Raw genomic sequence first — 18,611 nt, 5'->3', positions numbered from 1 at the left:
TAGGATTTATATATTTGGAAATCCCTAAGCGAAGAGTTTACCCACTTTTAAAAACATGGGTCTAGGGGAGAACAAAGTTTTCATCGTTATCGTCGCAACCGACATCGCTACAGACATAACCGATGTTGCTACAGTCATGACGGAACTTGCTACAGGCTGCGCGAAACACGGAAACGTCAAAGCAGAAGTTGCTACAGGTTGCGCGAAACACGGAAACGTCAAAGCAGAAGTTGCTACAGGCAAAGCAGAAGTTGCTACAGGTTGCGCGAAACACGGAAACGTCAAGACAGAAGTTACTACAGGGAAAGCAGAAGTCGCTACCGTCGCAGCTTTGGGCTGTAGTGGCTTTTTATAGCAGTTGAAATATAGTTTAGAACATAAACTGATCGTAAAACTCCGGCATCAAGACACTTTCAAGCCTGTTGTCTATTACCTATTGCCTGTTCCCTGCTATAAATCCAACTTAACTATGAAACATCACACTTACTAAAGGTAGAAAAGCTAACAGAAAGCCATGCCAGGATTGTAATTGAGCTTCTGGGGTTGCTTCTGATGGTGCTAATAAAGCTTCCACTCTTTGTTCTAAGCGATCTGCACCAGAGGAACCTAATGCAGCACAGCAAATTTCCGATAAGACGGGGCTGCTACTAACCACTAATAAAAGTGATTCTGCTAGCACCAGAGGGTCTACCTGTAATGCTGCATAACAGTCGGCACGGAGTTCGCGCAAAGCTAAAAGTTCTTCCCATAAAGACTCTGTATTCGGCAACCATGCAGTGCAAGAACGCACCCAACCCAACCAAAAAAACCAGAACGTATCCCTGTAATAGTGATGCCCTTGCTCATGGGCTAAGACGCTTTCTAAATGAGCAGGTGAAAGAGTTTGCACTAATCCTTGGCTAACCACTAGTTCTGGTTGCCAAAAACCGATTTGACCTGCGAACAGTGCCCCCGTTTGCAGCAGTCTAGCTGGTCTATCGCCAACATTTACTAAGGGGCAGTTACGGGCAGATTCTACAGATTGCCAACCTTGGAAAGCAAGTTTAATGCATGAAATGGCAAAAAATGCCAGATAAATTAATGCTAGTAAATAGCTAATTGAGCCTGTATACATTCCGCCCATTTGTCCTTGAGGCCCCATGAACAGCACAGCGATCGCAGTCATGAAAATTAGCAAGGGCGGGAAGAGGAACAAAAATAGTGATCGCTGCCACCGCCGACTCCAATTGCCTTGGGGTTGATTCCAAGAGGATCTTAACCACCAGGCAACTGCCAAAGCATTCAAAATCATTATTAGATGCATCATTTTTCCTCCCTGGCTTGGCGTGCAGATTGAATACGTTTGGCGATCGCAGCTATTTGCTCACTAGCTGCTTCATCTAAGCTATCGGCAAAGGCTGCAATAACATCGGGGTTCCCTACTGCTAGAAATCGCTGTAACTGCTCGTGAGCTTTGATGACTTCTGATTGCTGCTTACTTAGCAATGGCCGCCAATAGAATGCCCGCTCTTTTTTGTCGCAGGCTAGCCAACCTTTATCAGTGAGGCGACGTAAAACAGTAGTGACAGAAGTATACGCTAATTCGCGGTTGGGATCGGCAAGGATACGATCGTGTACATCCTTGACTGTGACTGAACCAAGTTCCCAGATGATATTTAAAATTTCTGCTTCCAACGGGCCTAAAGATAGTTGTTTAGGGCGGTAGTCAGGTAAAGGTGCCATAGCGATTTTCGATTTGGGATGAGCAAAATGGAGGTAAAATTTTTAGTTTCTATTTGGCAACTTTAGTCAGGATGCGTAGTGGTGCTAACTTAGAATGCCAAATACGGTTTTAGAGAGTCTGTTCTTGTTTTAGATTACAGGATAGTGCAGCAAATCTGAAAGTCTAAAAGCATAAAAATCGACTTTTTCAGTATTTATGTCTTGAATGGGTTACAGCGTGCATTTTGATGTTATAAAGTGGTTTGGGAACAATTGTGACTATAGCTTAGTGACACCAACTAGGTAGAATGTTATTTGCGACAGTAGTATTAAAGCAGGTATATCCAGCCCGTGAAGTTATTCGTATACCACACTCCTGAACTGACTCCAACGGATAAAGCGCCAGAATGTGCGATCGCAGTCGATGTCTTGCGAGCCACTAGCACAATTGCGACAGTTTTGGCAGCTGGAGGCGAAGCTGTACAAGTATTCAGCGATTTAGATCAATTAATTGAAGTTAGCGAAAAATGGCCTGCCCAAAAACGTCTGCGGGCTGGAGAACGCGGTGGCGCGAAAGTAGCTGGTTTTGAGTTGGGTAACTCTCCCCTCGACTGCACACCAGAATTAGTCCAAGGGCGTCGCTTGTTTATCAGTACCACCAATGGCACTCGTGCCTTACAACGGGTACAAGACTCCCCAAATCTATTAGCAGCAGCCTTAATTAACCGAGGGGCGGTGGTACAATTTCTGCTGGAGAAGCAACCTGAGACAGTGTGGATTGTCGGTTCCGGTTGGGAAGGCAGTTTTTCTTTAGAGGATACAGTTTGTGCAGGTGCGATCGCTCATAGTATTTTACAGCAAACCACGTTGTCACCAGAAGACCTAGCTGGTAACGATGAAGTAATTAGTGCGATCGCTCTTTACTCTCAATGGCAAGATAATTTATTGGGATTACTTCACCAAGCTAGTCACGGCCAACGATTGTTGCGTCTTGACTGTCACGAAGATTTAAAATATTGTTCCCAGACTGATATTTTGAATGTTTTGCCCATACAACATGAAATGGGAGTTTTGAAAAGGAGATAGGGACTGGGGACTGGGGATTAAAGAAGAGTTTTCCCAATCCCCAATCTCCAATCACCAGTACCCAATACCCAATCTTGAAGCATTTGTCGAAGTCTTTGTCGCCAATGGGGGGGATAAGTCCCTAAAATTGCTGAAATTTTTCCACAAGCAAGGACAGAATAAGCAGGGCGACGGGCTGGTGTGGGATATTCAGCAGTTGTAATGGGGATAATACGTTCAACTTTCAAAGGGAAGCCTAGCTGTTGTGCTTCTTCAAAAATTGCAACGGCAAAGTCATACCAGCTAGCAATGCCGCTATTAGTGTAGTGATAACTACCACTAATTTTTAAGGTTAACTGGGGAATCATTTGGGCTATGACTGTAGCTATATCTTGCGCCCAAGTTGGGCTACCTATTTGATCTGTGACGACACGGATTTCTTGGCGTTCTGCACCTAGTCGGAGCATGGTTTTGACAAAGTTATTTTTGCCAAAGGTTCCATAAACCCAAGCAGTACGTAGGATGAGGTGATAAGCGCAAGTTTCTTGAATAGCTTTTTCTCCAGCAAGTTTGGTTTTACCATAAACACTTAAAGGATTAGTTGGATCGCTTTCCTGGTAAGGGCGATACCCATTACCATCAAAAACATAATCGGTCGAAATATGAATTAGTAAAGCTCCTAATTTTTGGCTTTCTTGAGCAATAATTAGGGGTGCGATCGCATTAATCGCGCTAGCAAGTTCCGGTTCGCTTTCGGCTTTGTCTACAGCAGTATAAGCAGCAGCATTAATGATGATTTGCGGCTGTTTTGATCTGATAACCTTGCGGAGGGTATCAGGTTGGGCAAGGTCTACTGTTGGGCGTTCTACTGAGATAATATCGCCATAGGATGGGAGTATTTGTTGCAGTTCCTTACCCACTTGACCGTTACTACCAATCAGCAAAATTGATTTACTCATCCTACTTAGTTTTTGAGCTTAAGACAATCATCAAGCTTAATCAAATACTTCAGCAGTTCTTAAAGGTTTCCCGGCTTGGTCTTTAGCTGATAAAATCGGTGGCGCACTCAAAGGCCAGTCTATAGCTAAATCTGGATCGTTCCATAGAATTGTGCGATCGTCTTGGGGTGCATAGTAATCTGTAGTTTTGTAGAGAACTTCAGCTATTTCTGAAAGCACGAGAAAGCCGTGAGCAAAGCCTGGCGGTATCCATACTAGGCGTTTGTTTTTAGCACTGAGTTCATAACTTACCCACTTACCGAAGGTAGGCGAACTTTTTCTAATATCTACGGCTACGTCAAAAATTGTGCCAACAATAGCACGAATGAGTTTACCTTGGGGTTGTTGGATTTGATAGTGCAATCCACGTAGGACGTTTTGTTTGGAGTAAGAATGGTTATCTTGGACGAAGTTAGCAAAAATACCTGTATCTTGAGCAAATTTTTGATGGTTGTAGGCTTCAAAAAACAAACCGCGATCATCCTCAAATACTTGGGGTTCAAGTTGTATAACTTCGGGTATTTTGCTATGTACAATGCTCATCAAGATTATTTTGAGTAACCCGCCACAGTGTTAATTGTGAGAGTAATTTAATACTTGTTGTATTTTACAGGTATTAGAATAAGATTTTCACTGTGGCTTTTCTAGTTTTTAATAAGTAAATCACGTTAGTTCAATTTGACAGTCATCACCAATTAGAAATCGTAAGGCTTTGGGGCGACGAGGTGCAAGACTCAATTGTGCCCTTTGTCCAATCACACTATCAATAATACGCTGATGAATTCCGTCAATTTTTGCACCTTCTAAAATGACACTGTGTTCTAAATCAGTATCAATAAGTGTGGCATTGTTAGCAATACTACTATAAGGGCCAATAAAGCAGTTTTCTAAATAACAATTGCTACCAATCACTACTGGCCCCCGAATTGTGCAGTTAATTACTTTAGATTTTTCACCAATTTGGACTCGTCCAATAATCTGACTTTGATTATCAACTTCCCCAATAACTGATGCTGTTAAATAGGTGTCAAGAATCAATCGGTTAGCTTCTAATAAGTCATCTTTTTTACCTGTGTCAAGCCACCAACCTTGCAGATTGTAGGCTAAAACTTGCTTTTCCTGATTAATTAGGTATTGAATAGCATCAGTAATTTCTAGTTCACCTCTGCTGGAAGGTAGAATATTTGCGATCGCATCAAAGATGAGGTGAGAAAAGAAATAAACCCCTACCAATGCCAAATTTGAAGGAGGAACTTTAGGTTTTTCAATTAACTGTAATACTTTTCCTCTTTCATCAACCTCAGCCACACCAAAGGCGCTAGGGTTGTCAACCAAATGTAAGAGAATCAAAGCATCTGGCTGTTGTTGACTAAATTCTTGCAGAAAATAACGTAACTCACCTAATTGAATTAAATTATCGCCTAAGTACATGACAAAGGGAGAATCTTCTAAAAAGGGACAGGCGACTTGGACAGCATGAGCAAGTCCGGCTGGCTGTTCTTGTATTATGTAGGTGATGTTCGCTCCAAAGTGTTCTCCATTTCCGGTTTTTTCTTGGACTTCTGCTCCAGTTTCCGGGTTAATGATTATGCCAATATCAGTAATACCAGCAGCGACCATTTCTTCAATGCCATACCATAAAACAGGTTTATTAGCAACTGGTACAAGTTGTTTTGCTCCACTGTAGGTAAGGGGACGTAAGCGTGTACCTTTACCGCCAGAGAGAATTAGTGCTTTCATAAGGATTTTGGATTAGTTATTAGCCAAGATAATCTTAAATCTTGACAAAATCTTAACTCTTTGCATCCAAAGTTTATCTTTCATAAATAACGGGATAAAACTTCGGCGGTTGCTTTTCCGGTTTTTTCCCAACTAAATTGTTGAGAGTGAGCGATACCTTGGCTAGAAAGGCGCGATCGCAATACCGAATTGTTAGCGATCGCCTGCATTGCTTCTGTAATTTCTCCGGTGTTGTAGGGATTGATTAAAATCGCCGCATCACTAGCTACTTCTGGTAACGAAGAGAGATTGGAGGTAATGACGGGAGTACCACAAGCCATTGCTTCGAGGACAGGTAAACCAAAACCCTCCCAGAGACTGGGGAAAACCAGAGCGATCGCTTGATTGATGATTTTTGGCAATTCGCTGTAAGAAACATAGTCTAGGAACTTTACTTGATTAGCTATACCTAGTTCTGCAACTTGCACTTTTAAAGTAGGGGTGTAACGCGAATCAATTGGCCCTACTAACCACAGTTCATAGTCTTTGCAGTTAGGTAAGGCCGCAAAAGCACTGATGAGTCGCTGGATGTTTTTGTATGGGTCTTGGCGACCAATATATAGGAAGTAATTGCGGGTGGGGAGGTTGAGATGATGGAAGTGAGTGCGATCGTATGCTAAAGGAATCGGAGTGATTTTGCTAGCGGGAATTTGGAAAAAATCAGTGATGTCTTTAGCAGTGGACTGGGAGTTGCAGATAACGTGTTCAGCTTGGGTGATGACTTGGGGAATGTAGTAGCGATGATATGGTGTCAAAGGAGAGAAGCGTTTGGGAAAGCGTAATGGGATAAAATCGTGAACCATTACTACAAAACGAGAGTTGCTATACAGAGGAGCTTCTGGAAGTGGGGAAAATAAGAGGTTAGATTTAAGATTTTTATAGATTTGCGGTAATTTAAATTGCGTCCAAAACAGACGGCGAATATGACCTTTTGTACCTTGAGCAGGAGTCAAATTATCTGGAACTGAGTAACAGTTAAATTTGGAGTAGCTTTCGGCAGTTAATAAAGTAGGGTTAAGAGTTTTTAAATAAGGAAAAATATTTTTGGCATAGTTACTTATGCCTGTTGGACGAGAAAAAAGAATGGATAAATTTATAATTAATCTATTAGAGTACTTATGATTTACCATCTTCATTAAAGAATACTTCTATAAGCCTTTAAAGTTTCCTTTGCTGTTCTTTCCCATGAAAATAATTTTGCTCTTGCTTTACCTTTCTCAATTAAATCTTGCCGTAACTGAGAATCACTAATTACTTTCAAGATAGCTTCAGCTAGTTGTATAGGATCGTTAGGATCAATTAGTATAGCTGCATCTCCTGTAACCTCTGGTATGGATGAAGTATTAGATGTGACTACAGGTGTACCCAGCATCATTGCCTCCAATATAGGCAAACCAAACCCTTCATAATGAGAAGGATATACGAAAACATCAGCTCTTGAGTAAAATAATGCTACTAATTCATCAGATAAGTAGTCAAAATGATGAATTTGGTTTTTCCAATGGGAATTCTCAATAGCCATGAATATTGGTTCGTACTTCCATCCCTTTTTACCAATCAATACCAATTGATGCTCAATTTTATATTTTGTCTTTAGAAAGTTAAAAGCTAAAATCACAGCATTGATATTTTTTCTCGGTTCTATAGTGCTAACGAAAAGTAGATATGGTTGAGAAAAATCATGCTCAACTTGCTTTTTTATATTCAGAATATTTTCAGCAGATAAGTAATTAGGATTGTAACGACTAGCTAGAGGAGTAACATATATTTTTTCTGGCTCAACTTTTAAATATTCAATAATGTCTTTTTTAGAACTTTCGGAAACAGTTATAATTAAATCTGTCCATTTTAAGCATTGCCTAATCCGATCTGTATAACTTCTAACTATCCAGTTAACAAAATTAGGATACTTTATATAAGTCAGATCATGAATTGTCATCACTTTTAAGCTTTTAGCACAGGGATATACTACATGATCCGTGCCATGAATGATATCTGGAAAGCCTAAATAATTTTCGTAATAAGAAATAATTGGATTAGGGAACTTAGATAAAATATGAGAAACAGTAACTGGAACAGGTAATGTATAAACTTGAGTATCTAAATTGATAAGATTAGTTGCGATTAATCTACCCGTTAACCAATTTTTTAGTCTAGGTTGATATACAATTCGCATTTGAAAATTTTCTGAATTTTGTAGCGCGTATAGTGTATAAATTAAATTATAAACGTATAATCCAATCCCACTAGGTTGGATTGTTAAAGATGTAGCATCAATTGCTATAGTTAACATTTTTTATTTATAAATTATATGAATCATCAAATAATGTTTGCATTTGTTGGGCATAACTTTCTACACTATGAAAGTTTTGATAAGCTTTATGGATTTCTTTTATTTTCTTTTTTACTGTTAAAGATTTTGATAAATTGATAATTTTACTTACAATTATGTCAGGCTGGTTCCATTCTATAATTAATTCTTCCATACCATACTTATAAAGCTCTCTAGCCATCCAAGTTCCTTTTGTGACAACAGGAATCTTACCTGCTATAATGCATTCAGTAAAGATACCTGATGTGCGTTCACTATATGCATCAGCATCGTATGGTAATAATATAATGTTGCTAGTTTTTAGCCATTTTAAATAATCTGATTTTGATAAATTATGGGGGATTAGTTTAACTCTAACACCATTAAAAAGGGGTGAGAGTTCAGAAGTGTTAGCAGCTACCACACATATTTGTTTTGCTTCTTCAGACACAGAAGTGATCAAAGATTTTATGATATTCCATCCCTTCTCTGCTCGTGGCGCTCCCGGCCACCAACAGATTACTTCATTAGTTAAAGAAGGAACAGCTTTAACATCTATAAAATCTGTGTGAGGTATTGGCATTACAGTCACTGGTTCGTTAAAGTAATTGGATAGTGACTTGCTTAAACTTTCACTGTCTGTAAGTAGATGAAATTTACCAGATTTTAAAATTATTTTGATTAATTTGTTTAATACCTTGTAAATACTCCGAGTTTTATCTTTGTGAGTGTCTCTACGGTAAAGTAGCCAAACAGATAAATTTTCTTTAGGTATTATACATAAAGCAATTAGTAATCCTAGAAGTTGCACATGAATAAATCTTTCTATAAAAATTATGTTATATTTTGAATTAGGTAATATTTTTTTTTCTAAATATTTTGCAATACTAAATCCAAATTTATAAATATCGTTATATTTAAATATCCTAATAATCGGGTTGATTTTTAATTCTAAATTATCACTACTTAAACAAGCCTGCCAGTTAACAGGTAAATCAACAATTTTTGGTTCTGGTGCTACCGCAGCTACATGTTTCCAGCCAAGGAGGTTGGCAGCTTTGCTGACAGAAACATGATATGGAATTATATGACCTTCTCCTCCCATCAAATTGGGAATAATGGAAATCAAAATTGGTATTGACTGACTCGCGTCATTTTGATTCATGCTTGCTCAAAAATCCATTAAACTGGAATTAGTCGGACTGTTTCCTTTACTTCATTAACTATATTAATTGCAGCTTGGTTATGAGATAGAGTGTTAGTTTTAGCCTCTGTTCTGCTTGTTAGTAAAAGTATTGGATTACAACCAGCATTAACAGCACATTCTATATCACTTAAAGCATCCCCAATAAAAAATGAATTGGAGATTTCTACTAAATGTTTTTCGGAAGCTTCAAATATCATCTGCGGTGATGGCTTACGACATTTGCAGTTGTCAGATGGTTGGTGAGGACACATAAAAATGTCTTGAAACTCCACATTGAAGCATTCATATTCTTGACGCATCTGAGTATGGACTGCTTCAACATCGCTCATAGTAAAGTAGCCTCTGCCAACACCAGATTGATTTGTGATTACAATTAGTAAATATCCTGCATCCTGCCACTTTTTTAAAGTCTCACCAGTACCCACAGGAATTTTTACCTGATTAGGATGGCTTAAATATGGAACATATTCTATTAAAACACCGTCTCTGTCTAGAAATAAAGCTTTATTTGGTTTATGAGTAAAATAATAATTATTGCTTGTCATAAACTGCAAATTACCACTTAGACAAAGAATTATTTTAAAGTTTGTTTGGTCAATTAAAATAAATTTTAGCAACCTGTTTTTGCAAATAACTGCGATTCCACTTGTTCGCAGATGCGATGGTATGTAATTACATGGATTTCTTGTATTAGTGGTGTGTTTTGTTCCTCAACAAACAAAGGATAGTCTACAATAGGTTTTGTCATTCCTCCACTATTACCTACCATTCCTATAGTGCTAATTCCTAGCTTTTTAGCTGTCTCTAAAGCGCGAATGACATTTTTGGATTTGCCAGAGGTGGAAATTCCCCAGAGGATATCTCCCGGTTTACCTAAAGATTCAACTTGTCGGGAGAAGACAGTTTCAAACTCATGATCGTTTGTCCAAGCTGTAATTATAGCTGGATTGCTGCCAAGAGCGATCGCTGGTAAGCCTTTACGATTGATCAGGAAGCGTCCGATCAACTCAGCAGCTATATGTTGTGCATCAGATGCCGAACCTCCATTCCCACAGATTAACAAGGTCTGCCCTTGTTGAAACCGTTCTACAATTAAACTAACTATTATATCTATTGCCTTGCAATACTCTGGTGTAAAAGCGGTTTTTAAACCTTTAAGTTTATCTTGAACCCAGTAATCCAAAGTTTTTCCTCACTTATTGTCTGGTAACAGTTTTTCTTTTTGCGTCCCAAACCACTCAATTGTTTTTGTCAGTCCAACTTCTAGAGACGTCAAAGTTAAATCAGGAATATATTCTTGAAGTTTACCAACAGCTAAACATTTAGATTTAGCACCGACATAGCGCTCAGTGTCAAATTTAATTGCGTTAAAGTCATAGTCTACTTTCTCACAAATTAGCTTGGCAAAGTGTCTAATAGTGAACTCTTCACCAGCACCGATGTTTATTAATTGATTATCTACACTGTCTGCTAGTTGAATCATAATGTTGACGAAATCATCAACAAAAACGAGTTCTCTAGATTGATATCCGTCTCCCCAAAGGATTACGGGTTCACCATAAAGTTTAGCGCGAATAATCTTGCGGATTAGGTCAAAGATAAAATGCATCTGTCGCCCATCTGTGTGATAGCCTGGGCCGTATAGTGTTGAGGGAACTAAGCAAAGGTATTTCAAGCCAAATTGTTTATTTAATGCCAGATGTCCTGCATACAAGATCCGCTTAGTCATCGCGTAAGTAAACAGACTATCTATAGGTATTCCTGTCAGATAGTTTTCTTCTACTAATTCTAAGTCGGGCGCGTAAGCGCAACTAGTCCCCATACTAATCAACTTTGCTTGAGGTTGATACTTATGCCACCAAGTGAGTACATTAGTATTAATTTGCTGGTTGATAATCCACTGCTCACCAGGATGATACAAGCAGAAGTCACCAGCTTGAGTCCAAGCAGCTAGATGATATATGCGATCATAGACTTCCTGCTTAAATTTCAATAGAGAATCTTGCTGAGTGAGATCGCAGTTTTTGGAGTTTAAGCAGACTAGTTCATGGCCTTGAGCTTGCAACTGCGAACAAAGAATTGTCCCAAGAAAGCCTGTAGCACCAGTGACAAGGATTTTCATCATTAAGTGTCCTTGGGATTGACAGGAAAGTAAAATTCTACTCCTTTTTTAATTAAATGTTGATTATTAGACAAAATTTCTTTTTTAAAGTTCCAGGCTAGCACATAGTAAATATCTGGCAATTCCTGTAGCTCACCTTCAATAACTATAGGAATATGCATTCCTGGCGAGTAAAGTCCACGTCGCAGTTCGTTTTTTTCCACCAGGCAATTAATATACTCCGTTCCCACACCAAAATAGTTCAACATTGTGTTGCCTTTGACAGGCGCACCAAAACCAAAAACTTGCTTACCCTGTTGTTTAGCTTGTTGCAAATAGACAAGGTTTTCAGTCTTCATCTGTTGAATTCGTTGAGCAAATTCTAGGTATGTTGATAATTCGTTACTTTTTTCATCTATCTCTGCTTGACGCATAGCTTGCAGGCGATCGCTTGGCTCTTTCTTGCCCTTGTGTGTAACATAAGCAATAATAGAACCGCCGTGAATTGGTGAGAGGTAAGCATCAAACATGGATAAGCCATGTCTGTTTAAAAGTACTTCAATAGTGTTGAGATTGTAGTATAGTAAATGTTCGTGGTAAATTTGGTCAAACGCTAAATTCTCTATAATGCATTTCATGTAGAGAAACTGCACAACAAAAACTCCATCATGCCGCAAAGCTTCACGAATACCTTCGGTAACTGAATGTAGCTCTTCTAAATGGAAGAATACACCAGCAGCATTGATGATATGGAATTTGCGATCGAGCTTTTTAACTATATCGAGGTTGAAAAAATCATTGAGAGTTACTATCCCTGCTTCATTAGCTATCTTTGCAGTAGTTTTTGATGATTCAACACCAAGAACATCATAACCTAAAGCTTTAAAGTGCTTAAGTTGAGTGCCATCATTAGAACCAATGTCAAGAACAGATTTACCTTGAGTGTCTTTAAAAAAGCGACTATCTACCTCATAAGCCACATTTTTGAAATGTTCACTCAAAGAGCGAGTCACACCGGATAGATAGGTATGATCTCCAAACATAATTTCTTTTTTAACAGTGTAATCTAGCTGGACTGTACCGCAGTTATGACAATACAAGACGTGGAGCGGATAGAAAGGCTCTTTGCCAATTTCTTCTGATTTCAAGAAGTGGTTACACCAAGGTTGGGAACCCAGGTTGATAGCGAATTCTAAGTTGGTTGAGTCGCAAACACGACAATGCATTAAAGATACTCTCTCAATAATAACTATCTAGAACCTGTTGTCATGATAAGGCAGATTAATTTCTAGACTCTTAGCTTGGGTACTGTCCATTTTAACAACTAATAGTTCTTCTCTAACTATATCCATGAATTTCTCAGTTGCTTTATCCCAAGTAAATTGCGATGCATGAATTCTTGCCTCTTCCACCATCTTTTTCATCTCTTCAACAGGCATTTCCAGACAGTAACGAATTGCTTTTGCTATATCTTGTGGAGCATAAGGATCACAGTAAATTGCATGTTTTCCACAAACTTCTGGTAAAGAACTAACATCTGAGGTAACAACTATTGTTCCAGATGTCATTGCTTCTAATATTGGAATCCCAAATCCTTCCCAGAGTGAGGGATAGAGAAAAACTTTCGCTCTAGATAATAAGGCTGCAACAACTTCATCACTTGTGTAACCAGTATATGTTACTGGCATATACTGTCGAGCCTGTTCAATAAGTTGGTAAAAACCTGTTTGTCCACCCTCTTGACCCACCATAACTAACTGAAAATTAACATTAGGTGCAGATGTGCGGAGTAGAATACAAGCACGAAGTATATTAACAATGTTTTTTCTTGGTTCAATTGCCCCTAAACATATGAGGTAAGGAGTGTTTATGTCAATTCCAAGTCCTATAAGGATTTTGTCAATCTCCTCAGAATTAGATTGTCTACTAAATCTCTCAATATCATGACCTAGATATATCACCCTAGTCTGACTATTAAAAGATTCATTTTTAAACGTTTTTATATCTCTTTCAGTACTTGAAGAAATACATATAATTTTATCTGCATTTAGCATAACTTTGCTAAGAAAGTTCGCAAATCTATCAGGTTGCCAATATATACCTTCATTAATTCGCAGTGGTATTGCATCATACATCCAACAAATAAACTTTGTCGAATATGTTTCTATGGGTAACTCCCAAATTTCTTCAAAAAGTTCAAAACTAATCACTAAATCTAAATCATTTAAAGTAATCATTTCTCCTTTTAAATTGGATTTATCATTCTCTAATATATATTCCTCATAACCAAAAACCCAATCAAATAAAGGAAAAAATATTGGAGGGCATAACAGTACTATAGTTGTTTTAATAAAGCTTTTTAAAAGTTTTGCTAAATTTATCAAAAAAATATTATTTAACAATATTTTGTCTAAATAAGCTGTTTTTACGCTCGGAAAGTCTTTTTTATTTACAAACACACTATAGAGTTGTTTGATTAATAGCTTAGTAGGCAGATAAAAAAAAGCAATTAATATTGGTGGCAATAATAAAGTAGCTATCCTATTAATCCCTTTTTTAAGCAAATATAATAGCCCTCTTTTTTGGAAAAATTCTATTTTTAAGGGATTATATTTTAGCCATTCTGAAAGGTTATATGAGTTATAAGTTATTTCATACTGATTAACTAACCTGCTAGTAAGACAAATAAAATCGTACTCATCAGATATTGCTAAACGTTCTGTTATGCTACGAGCAACTCGATGAACTCCTCTTGGATACCTACTCTGTAGACTAGATGCCATAATCCCAATACGTTTTTTCATAATTAACTTTTTTTGTGCTGTGTTTATTGGATATTTCTAAACAATACTATTCATAATAATACTGGTATATTTTGAAGGGCAATGGAATTGCCGCCATAACAAAGAGCGCTTCAAAGCAACTGTTTTTAATTCTTTATACTGGCGTATAGCAGCAATTATCGCTTCATATAAGCTTTGACGATCTTCAGGTATAAAAGTTATCCCTGAACCATTATCCTTTAGCTGTTTAGCCATCCACGATCCTCTAGGTACGATTACTGGTTTTCCATAAGCCAAAGCTTCACAAAATATTCCTGATGTCTGAGAGTGATAGTAGTCTAATGTATAAGGCAAAAGTATGATACCTGCTCTATCAATTAATCCATAATAGTCATTTGAAGATAGGTTTGTTTCATAAAGTTTAACTCCCTTGTATTGACGCATTCGATTTATAGATAATGCAATTTCCCATTCACTATAAGTACGAATATTAGCCTGAACTTCAGCTTCTATACTGCCGTTATAAAATTCTGATTTTAACTTGTTAAACACAAATGGCAACAAATGAAACCCCTTGTTAGTTCTCGCATCCCCCACATATGTGAGTCGGATAGGAAGTGATGAATCTTTTACGTTCTTTACATTAGTTAAAACTTCAAGGGGAGTAGCATGGGGAATTGGTAAAACATTTACACGAATGTTTGTATAGTTATGATACTCATCAGCTAATTCGTGGCTGTCTGTAAATAGGCAAAACCTATCTCGCACAGAACTATTTTCTAAGTAATTTAAGGCGCGGCGATAAAATTGAGCAGTTTCACTTGGCTGGGAAAAATTTGGATAAGCAGTGAAATGAAAAACCAGAACAAACCACGGACATTGGGACTTAGGAATATGCTCTGCCCACTTAATTATCGGTAGTATTTGATTATGACGAATTGTATGAAATATGACTATTGATTCTGAATTTATTTCTATGAATTTTTCAGCATTACACAAATCGAGATACAATGTTTGTGCATGACTTCTATAGTTCCATTCAGTAAAAAGCTTTCTCCCAATATTGTTAGGCAAAGCACGAAAAAATGGAGAGTCAAAACTATGATCAAGCCCATATCGAAAGCAGGGAATTGCATTGATATCGTTAATCACCTTTTGTGAAACTAACTTATTTGCTAAAATAGTAACTTTACAAGAGATACTTTGTGCATAAGCACCAATGGAGTGGGCATATTCAAATGAATGTCCCATATAGTTAACTAAAGATTGATCGGCTATAATAACATGTCTATTCATAAAAAATAAAATTATAATAATTATTCAAAAATAAAATGATTTTTTGGAGAGCCTGAGTGTCCCAAAACTCTATATATAGACATACCATTTATACAAAAACTAGGATCAAGAGTATTGTTTAAAAAATTCATTTCTATCTTAACTTTTCCTGATTTTCTTAAATCTAATATAAAGTCTCGATAAGAAGCACTCAGCCATTTGGCATTTTCACAATAAACTAACTTTTGTATGTTGTCGGCGTAAACAGCTAAATATAATATGTTATCTTCACGTTCTGATTTAAAATCCAAGTCAAAGGCATATCGTCCTTGATCGAGTTCTATCTCACAGTCGAAAAAACTATTATCATTCTTAGCAGTAAAACATTCAAATCCATAGCTATTAATTAATTGACATTTTAACTCAATACTATATGGTGTTTGTTGTATTTTAGATTCATGAATAAAAAGAACATTACGAATATGAGTGTTTTTTGGATAGTTATTATTGGAAATTAGGAAGTTATAATTATTTAAGTCTATAGCAAGGTAGCCTTTATCGCGTAAAAAATCAATGCATCTCCCATCACTAGTCTGCTGTTCTAAAATCAAATGAGGTTTACCTTTAAATATATATTCTTGTATTCCTTTCAAAGCATCAAACTCTGCACCCTCAATATCCATTTTTATAACAGCAGGTTCTAAGCTTGTAACATTAATAAAATCATCAAGTGCCATTGTCGGAACACTTACATAAGGCATAAGTTCAGTATCAAAATAATACAGGCTAGAAGCACCTGGAGATGTTAATGACTGGTATAGTTTTAAAGAATCATGTGAGTTTTGCCAAATGCACCGATGTATAATATGAACATTGTTACAACCGTTACGAACTAGATTTTGAGTACATTGATCTAATATCTGAGGATTAGCTTCAAATGCACAAACTAACCCTTTTGGGCCTACTAAACGGGACATTAGAAGCGCCAAAGAGCCATCATGAGCACCTACATCAAAAACAACAGAACCAGGCTTGCAAAGATCGCGTAATGCTAAGTTGACTGCATTTTCACAAACTATTGTCTCCTGCCAATGATTAATTGTTAGAGGTAGAAAACCTTTTTTATTAATTGAATTTATTTCAAATTGGAATTCCGCAATGTTAGTTTCTAAGTTTGCTATCTTAACTTTAATTTCGTCGTTTTTATCAATTGAATTTATTTGAGCTTGGAACTCCGCAATCTTAGTTTCTAACTCTGCCATTTTAGCTTTAATTTCATCGTAGTTTTGAATAATTTTGATAAATTTGTTACACCATGATTTTACAGAAATTGGAAGTATTTTTTTTAATAAAACTAATAAAAACATAGAGATTAATGTTATTTTTAATATTTTTATTTAAATTAAGAAAAAATTATTTGTGAACTGGGCGCATCAAGTTTTACATTTAATATTTGATGATTTATAAAAATTTGCTGCAAATTTTTATGTAAATCAATTGGTGCAAAAAATAGCATAAACCCACCTGCTCCAGCACCTAACAATTTACCACCCCAAGCACCTGCTTTTATACCCATATCATAGATTTTGTCAATTTCAGGATTAGAAATTCCGCACTCAAGACTCCGTTTGGCTAACCATGCACGATGCATTAATGCTCCGAATTCGGCTAAAGGTCTATTTCCAGTTAAAATATCCCAACCATCATCAACCATGTATCGCATCTCCTTCAATATATCAGTGTTGTCACCCACTTTCTGTAACTGCTTTTCAACCACGTTAGCCGCCTTCCGTCTAATACCCGTAAATACAATAAAAAGATGCTGCTCAAACTCCTGTAAACGTTGTGGAGAAATAGGTACACGGCTGACTGTAATATGGTCTTCTGTCCTAAACTCAACCAAATTAAAACCACCAACCGCAGCTAAAACTTGATCTTGACATCCTACCTTATCTTTGACCAAATGCCGTTCTACATAAATTGCCTCATAAGCCAATTCAAGTGGCTTGAGGAACTCACCCTTAAAACTATGGAGTGCATGCAAGAGAGATACTGTAAATGCGGAAGAAGAACCTAAGCCTGTGAATGCTGGCAAGTCAGCTACATTATGGACTTCAATATCTTTGTCCAATCCACAAAACTTCAGACATTCTCGATAAACTTTATGTTCTATTTCTTCTACTTTTCTGACTAATTCTACTTGGCGATAAGAAACTCGAATTGAATAGTCAAATAAATGGCTGAGAAAAGGACTGACTGTAACATAAGAGAATTTATCGATCGCTGTAGCTAATACAGCACCTCCATGTTTAATAAAATATTCAGGATAGTCAGTGCCACCGCCAAAAAAACTAATACGAACAGGAGCGCGAGATATTAGCATAATTTCAGTTACCTAAATCAGACACTTCACGTTAATAACCCAATCTCTGATTACAAGTATCAAGACCTAAATCCACAAAGTACTCAGATACTTTTTTATTCCAATATAGGTTTCTATTTGTTCTCTGTCCTGACCAAGTTGTTGTTTCAACTCCCATAACTTGTGTTAATAAACCTTTATAATCAATTATGGTTTCTGGTAGTTCTAAATAATCTTTTATTTTGTCTATAGTTTTATAAGTCACTTCTGCTCCATAATCACCATATAATTCCTCAAATGATACTTTGCATATATCTTTTTCATTTACCCAATCAATCATAGGAATATACAAATTTAAAAACATTTCTTTATATAGTTTCATAAATGTTAGTAATTTTTCTGGACCATCTTCACGCAATTTCCAGGCTGAATCTAGTTGACCACGACCAGGATGAGAAAAAAAATGCATGTGTGAGACGACAGCATCTCTTAAGTCACGATAAACAAAAATAATTTTAAAATCTTTTAACAGTTCAACTACATTTTGAGAGTAAGGTAAATGACCAACTGCAAATTGTCCTGGAGAAATCAATTTAAGACTTTCATTTAATGGAATATTAACAGTTAATTTAAAATAATCTTCACGGGCTTGCTTTGGAGTGGTAAAACGATAATCAGAAAAACCAATTTCCGATAAGTGCATATTCGTCTGTTCTACTCCCATGCTTTTAAGTAGTAAAGAATAAAGATAAGTACCTGATTTAGGTATTGAAGCTATAAATACTTTATGTAATGTTTGACCTTTCTTATGCCAAGCAAGGGGATAATAGTTATCTGAAATAAATACTGAAAAATTTTTATTTATCAAGGGATTAAAGTTTTGAATTATTTTTAAACAGTTTTGCAATTCTTGTGATGTACTTTGTAATTCTTCAATCTGCTGATTTTTAAGATCAATTTCCTTTACTAGATGGTTCTGTGATTCTTGGAATGTATTTTGTAATTCTTTAATCTGCTGATTTTTAAGAT

At 36.8% G+C, this 18,611-nt stretch carries 19 protein-coding genes; 2 read left to right on the top strand and 17 right to left on the bottom strand.

Annotated features, from left to right (window positions below; translation table 11 throughout):
• Nucleotides 1–55 precede the first annotated feature (55 nt).
• A complete protein-coding gene (locus tag V7L20_RS27615; RefSeq protein ID WP_334747138.1) occupies nucleotides 56–355 on the top strand; it encodes a hypothetical protein in 300 nt (99 codons plus the stop codon).
• A 108-nt stretch (nucleotides 356–463) separates the two neighbouring features.
• Here the strand turns inward: V7L20_RS27615 and V7L20_RS27610 are convergent, their stop codons facing one another.
• A complete protein-coding gene (locus tag V7L20_RS27610; RefSeq protein WP_334747146.1) occupies nucleotides 464–1,303 on the bottom strand; it encodes a M56 family metallopeptidase in 840 nt (279 codons plus the stop codon).
• Nucleotides 1,303–1,722 carry a BlaI/MecI/CopY family transcriptional regulator gene (locus V7L20_RS27605; protein WP_334747137.1) on the bottom strand — a complete coding sequence of 140 codons (420 nt, stop codon included), beginning with the start codon at nucleotides 1,720–1,722 and terminating at the stop codon, nucleotides 1,303–1,305. Before V7L20_RS27605 ends, V7L20_RS27610 begins: the two co-directional genes overlap by 1 nt.
• Before the next feature lie 330 nt (nucleotides 1,723–2,052).
• Between V7L20_RS27605 and V7L20_RS27600 the strand changes: the two genes are divergently transcribed.
• Nucleotides 2,053–2,787: a 2-phosphosulfolactate phosphatase family protein gene (locus tag V7L20_RS27600; RefSeq protein ID WP_334747136.1), complete on the top strand. Its 735-nt coding sequence runs from the start codon at nucleotides 2,053–2,055 to the stop codon at nucleotides 2,785–2,787.
• A 17-nt stretch (nucleotides 2,788–2,804) separates the two neighbouring features.
• Here the strand turns inward: V7L20_RS27600 and rfbD are convergent, their stop codons facing one another.
• From rfbD to V7L20_RS27525, 15 genes are all read right to left on the bottom strand, one after another.
• Entirely contained in the window at nucleotides 2,805–3,725 is a 921-nt protein-coding gene (rfbD, locus tag V7L20_RS27595; protein WP_334747135.1) for a dTDP-4-dehydrorhamnose reductase, read from the bottom strand.
• Nucleotides 3,726–3,761: 36 nt separating this feature from the next.
• The gene (gene rfbC, locus V7L20_RS27590) at nucleotides 3,762–4,307 is read right to left on the bottom strand and encodes a dTDP-4-dehydrorhamnose 3,5-epimerase (protein WP_334747134.1); all 546 of its coding nucleotides are present in this window, start codon (nucleotides 4,305–4,307) and stop codon (nucleotides 3,762–3,764) included.
• Nucleotides 4,308–4,427: 120 nt separating this feature from the next.
• Complete coding sequence (locus V7L20_RS27585) at nucleotides 4,428–5,504, bottom strand: glucose-1-phosphate thymidylyltransferase (protein WP_334747133.1); 1,077 nt, start codon at nucleotides 5,502–5,504, stop codon at nucleotides 4,428–4,430.
• Nucleotides 5,505–5,584: 80 nt separating this feature from the next.
• Complete coding sequence (locus V7L20_RS27580) at nucleotides 5,585–6,673, bottom strand: glycosyltransferase family 4 protein (RefSeq protein ID WP_442943649.1); 1,089 nt, start codon at nucleotides 6,671–6,673, stop codon at nucleotides 5,585–5,587.
• Nucleotides 6,674–6,678: 5 nt separating this feature from the next.
• Complete coding sequence (locus tag V7L20_RS27575; protein ID WP_334747131.1) at nucleotides 6,679–7,836, bottom strand: glycosyltransferase family 4 protein; 1,158 nt, start codon at nucleotides 7,834–7,836, stop codon at nucleotides 6,679–6,681.
• Between the two features lie 7 nt (nucleotides 7,837–7,843).
• Nucleotides 7,844–9,019, bottom strand: coding sequence for a hypothetical protein (locus V7L20_RS27570; RefSeq protein ID WP_334747130.1), 1,176 nt, complete (start codon nucleotides 9,017–9,019; stop codon nucleotides 7,844–7,846).
• Nucleotides 9,020–9,036: 17 nt separating this feature from the next.
• The gene (locus tag V7L20_RS27565; protein WP_334747129.1) at nucleotides 9,037–9,606 is read right to left on the bottom strand and encodes a D-glycero-alpha-D-manno-heptose-1,7-bisphosphate 7-phosphatase; all 570 of its coding nucleotides are present in this window, start codon (nucleotides 9,604–9,606) and stop codon (nucleotides 9,037–9,039) included.
• Between the two features lie 65 nt (nucleotides 9,607–9,671).
• Nucleotides 9,672–10,244 carry a D-sedoheptulose 7-phosphate isomerase gene (gene gmhA, locus V7L20_RS27560; RefSeq protein ID WP_334747128.1) on the bottom strand — a complete coding sequence of 191 codons (573 nt, stop codon included), beginning with the start codon at nucleotides 10,242–10,244 and terminating at the stop codon, nucleotides 9,672–9,674.
• A 9-nt stretch (nucleotides 10,245–10,253) separates the two neighbouring features.
• Nucleotides 10,254–11,186, bottom strand: a complete 933-nt coding sequence (locus tag V7L20_RS27555) for an NAD-dependent epimerase/dehydratase family protein (RefSeq protein ID WP_334747127.1) — start codon at nucleotides 11,184–11,186, stop codon at nucleotides 10,254–10,256.
• A complete protein-coding gene (locus V7L20_RS27550; protein ID WP_334747126.1) occupies nucleotides 11,186–12,388 on the bottom strand; it encodes a class I SAM-dependent methyltransferase in 1,203 nt (400 codons plus the stop codon). Before V7L20_RS27550 ends, V7L20_RS27555 begins: the two co-directional genes overlap by 1 nt.
• Before the next feature lie 27 nt (nucleotides 12,389–12,415).
• Nucleotides 12,416–13,966 carry a glycosyltransferase family 4 protein gene (locus tag V7L20_RS27545; RefSeq protein ID WP_334747125.1) on the bottom strand — a complete coding sequence of 517 codons (1,551 nt, stop codon included), beginning with the start codon at nucleotides 13,964–13,966 and terminating at the stop codon, nucleotides 12,416–12,418.
• Nucleotides 13,967–14,002: 36 nt separating this feature from the next.
• Nucleotides 14,003–15,241 carry a hypothetical protein gene (locus V7L20_RS27540; protein WP_334747124.1) on the bottom strand — a complete coding sequence of 413 codons (1,239 nt, stop codon included), beginning with the start codon at nucleotides 15,239–15,241 and terminating at the stop codon, nucleotides 14,003–14,005.
• Between the two features lie 20 nt (nucleotides 15,242–15,261).
• Nucleotides 15,262–16,587, bottom strand: a complete 1,326-nt coding sequence (locus V7L20_RS27535) for an FkbM family methyltransferase (RefSeq protein ID WP_334747123.1) — start codon at nucleotides 16,585–16,587, stop codon at nucleotides 15,262–15,264.
• A 35-nt stretch (nucleotides 16,588–16,622) separates the two neighbouring features.
• Nucleotides 16,623–17,603: a GHMP family kinase ATP-binding protein gene (locus V7L20_RS27530; RefSeq protein ID WP_334747122.1), complete on the bottom strand. Its 981-nt coding sequence runs from the start codon at nucleotides 17,601–17,603 to the stop codon at nucleotides 16,623–16,625.
• 31 nt (nucleotides 17,604–17,634) lie between these two features.
• The coding region (locus V7L20_RS27525) for a sulfotransferase domain-containing protein (protein ID WP_334747121.1) at nucleotides 17,635–18,611 on the bottom strand (977 nt) is incomplete at its 5' end.

Source organism: Nostoc sp., assembly GCF_036916735.1.
In the GTDB taxonomy this organism is placed as follows: Bacteria; Cyanobacteriota; Cyanobacteriia; order Cyanobacteriales; family Nostocaceae; genus Nostoc.
The sequence above is the reverse complement of the archived record's forward strand: the minus strand, read 5'-3'. Positions and strand labels throughout refer to the sequence as shown.

Coding starts and splice junctions, on each gene's coding strand:
- V7L20_RS27615 (WP_334747138.1), top strand. CDS start 56: ATGGGTCTAGGGGAGAACAAAGTTTTCATCGTTATCGTCGCAACCGAC.
- V7L20_RS27610 (WP_334747146.1), bottom strand. CDS start 1,303: ATGCATCTAATAATGATTTTGAATGCTTTGGCAGTTGCCTGGTGGTTA.
- V7L20_RS27605 (WP_334747137.1), bottom strand. CDS start 1,722: ATGGCACCTTTACCTGACTACCGCCCTAAACAACTATCTTTAGGCCCG.
- rfbD (WP_334747135.1), bottom strand. CDS start 3,725: ATGAGTAAATCAATTTTGCTGATTGGTAGTAACGGTCAAGTGGGTAAG.
- rfbC (WP_334747134.1), bottom strand. CDS start 4,307: ATGAGCATTGTACATAGCAAAATACCCGAAGTTATACAACTTGAACCC.
- V7L20_RS27585 (WP_334747133.1), bottom strand. CDS start 5,504: ATGAAAGCACTAATTCTCTCTGGCGGTAAAGGTACACGCTTACGTCCC.
- V7L20_RS27580 (WP_442943649.1), bottom strand. CDS start 6,673: ATGGTAAATCATAAGTACTCTAATAGATTAATTATAAATTTATCCATT.
- V7L20_RS27575 (WP_334747131.1), bottom strand. CDS start 7,836: ATGTTAACTATAGCAATTGATGCTACATCTTTAACAATCCAACCTAGT.
- V7L20_RS27570 (WP_334747130.1), bottom strand. CDS start 9,019: ATGAATCAAAATGACGCGAGTCAGTCAATACCAATTTTGATTTCCATT.
- V7L20_RS27565 (WP_334747129.1), bottom strand. CDS start 9,606: ATGACAAGCAATAATTATTATTTTACTCATAAACCAAATAAAGCTTTA.
- V7L20_RS27555 (WP_334747127.1), bottom strand. CDS start 11,186: ATGATGAAAATCCTTGTCACTGGTGCTACAGGCTTTCTTGGGACAATT.
- V7L20_RS27550 (WP_334747126.1), bottom strand. CDS start 12,388: ATGCATTGTCGTGTTTGCGACTCAACCAACTTAGAATTCGCTATCAAC.
- V7L20_RS27545 (WP_334747125.1), bottom strand. CDS start 13,966: ATGAAAAAACGTATTGGGATTATGGCATCTAGTCTACAGAGTAGGTAT.
- V7L20_RS27540 (WP_334747124.1), bottom strand. CDS start 15,241: ATGAATAGACATGTTATTATAGCCGATCAATCTTTAGTTAACTATATG.
- V7L20_RS27535 (WP_334747123.1), bottom strand. CDS start 16,587: ATGTTTTTATTAGTTTTATTAAAAAAAATACTTCCAATTTCTGTAAAA.
- V7L20_RS27530 (WP_334747122.1), bottom strand. CDS start 17,603: ATGCTAATATCTCGCGCTCCTGTTCGTATTAGTTTTTTTGGCGGTGGC.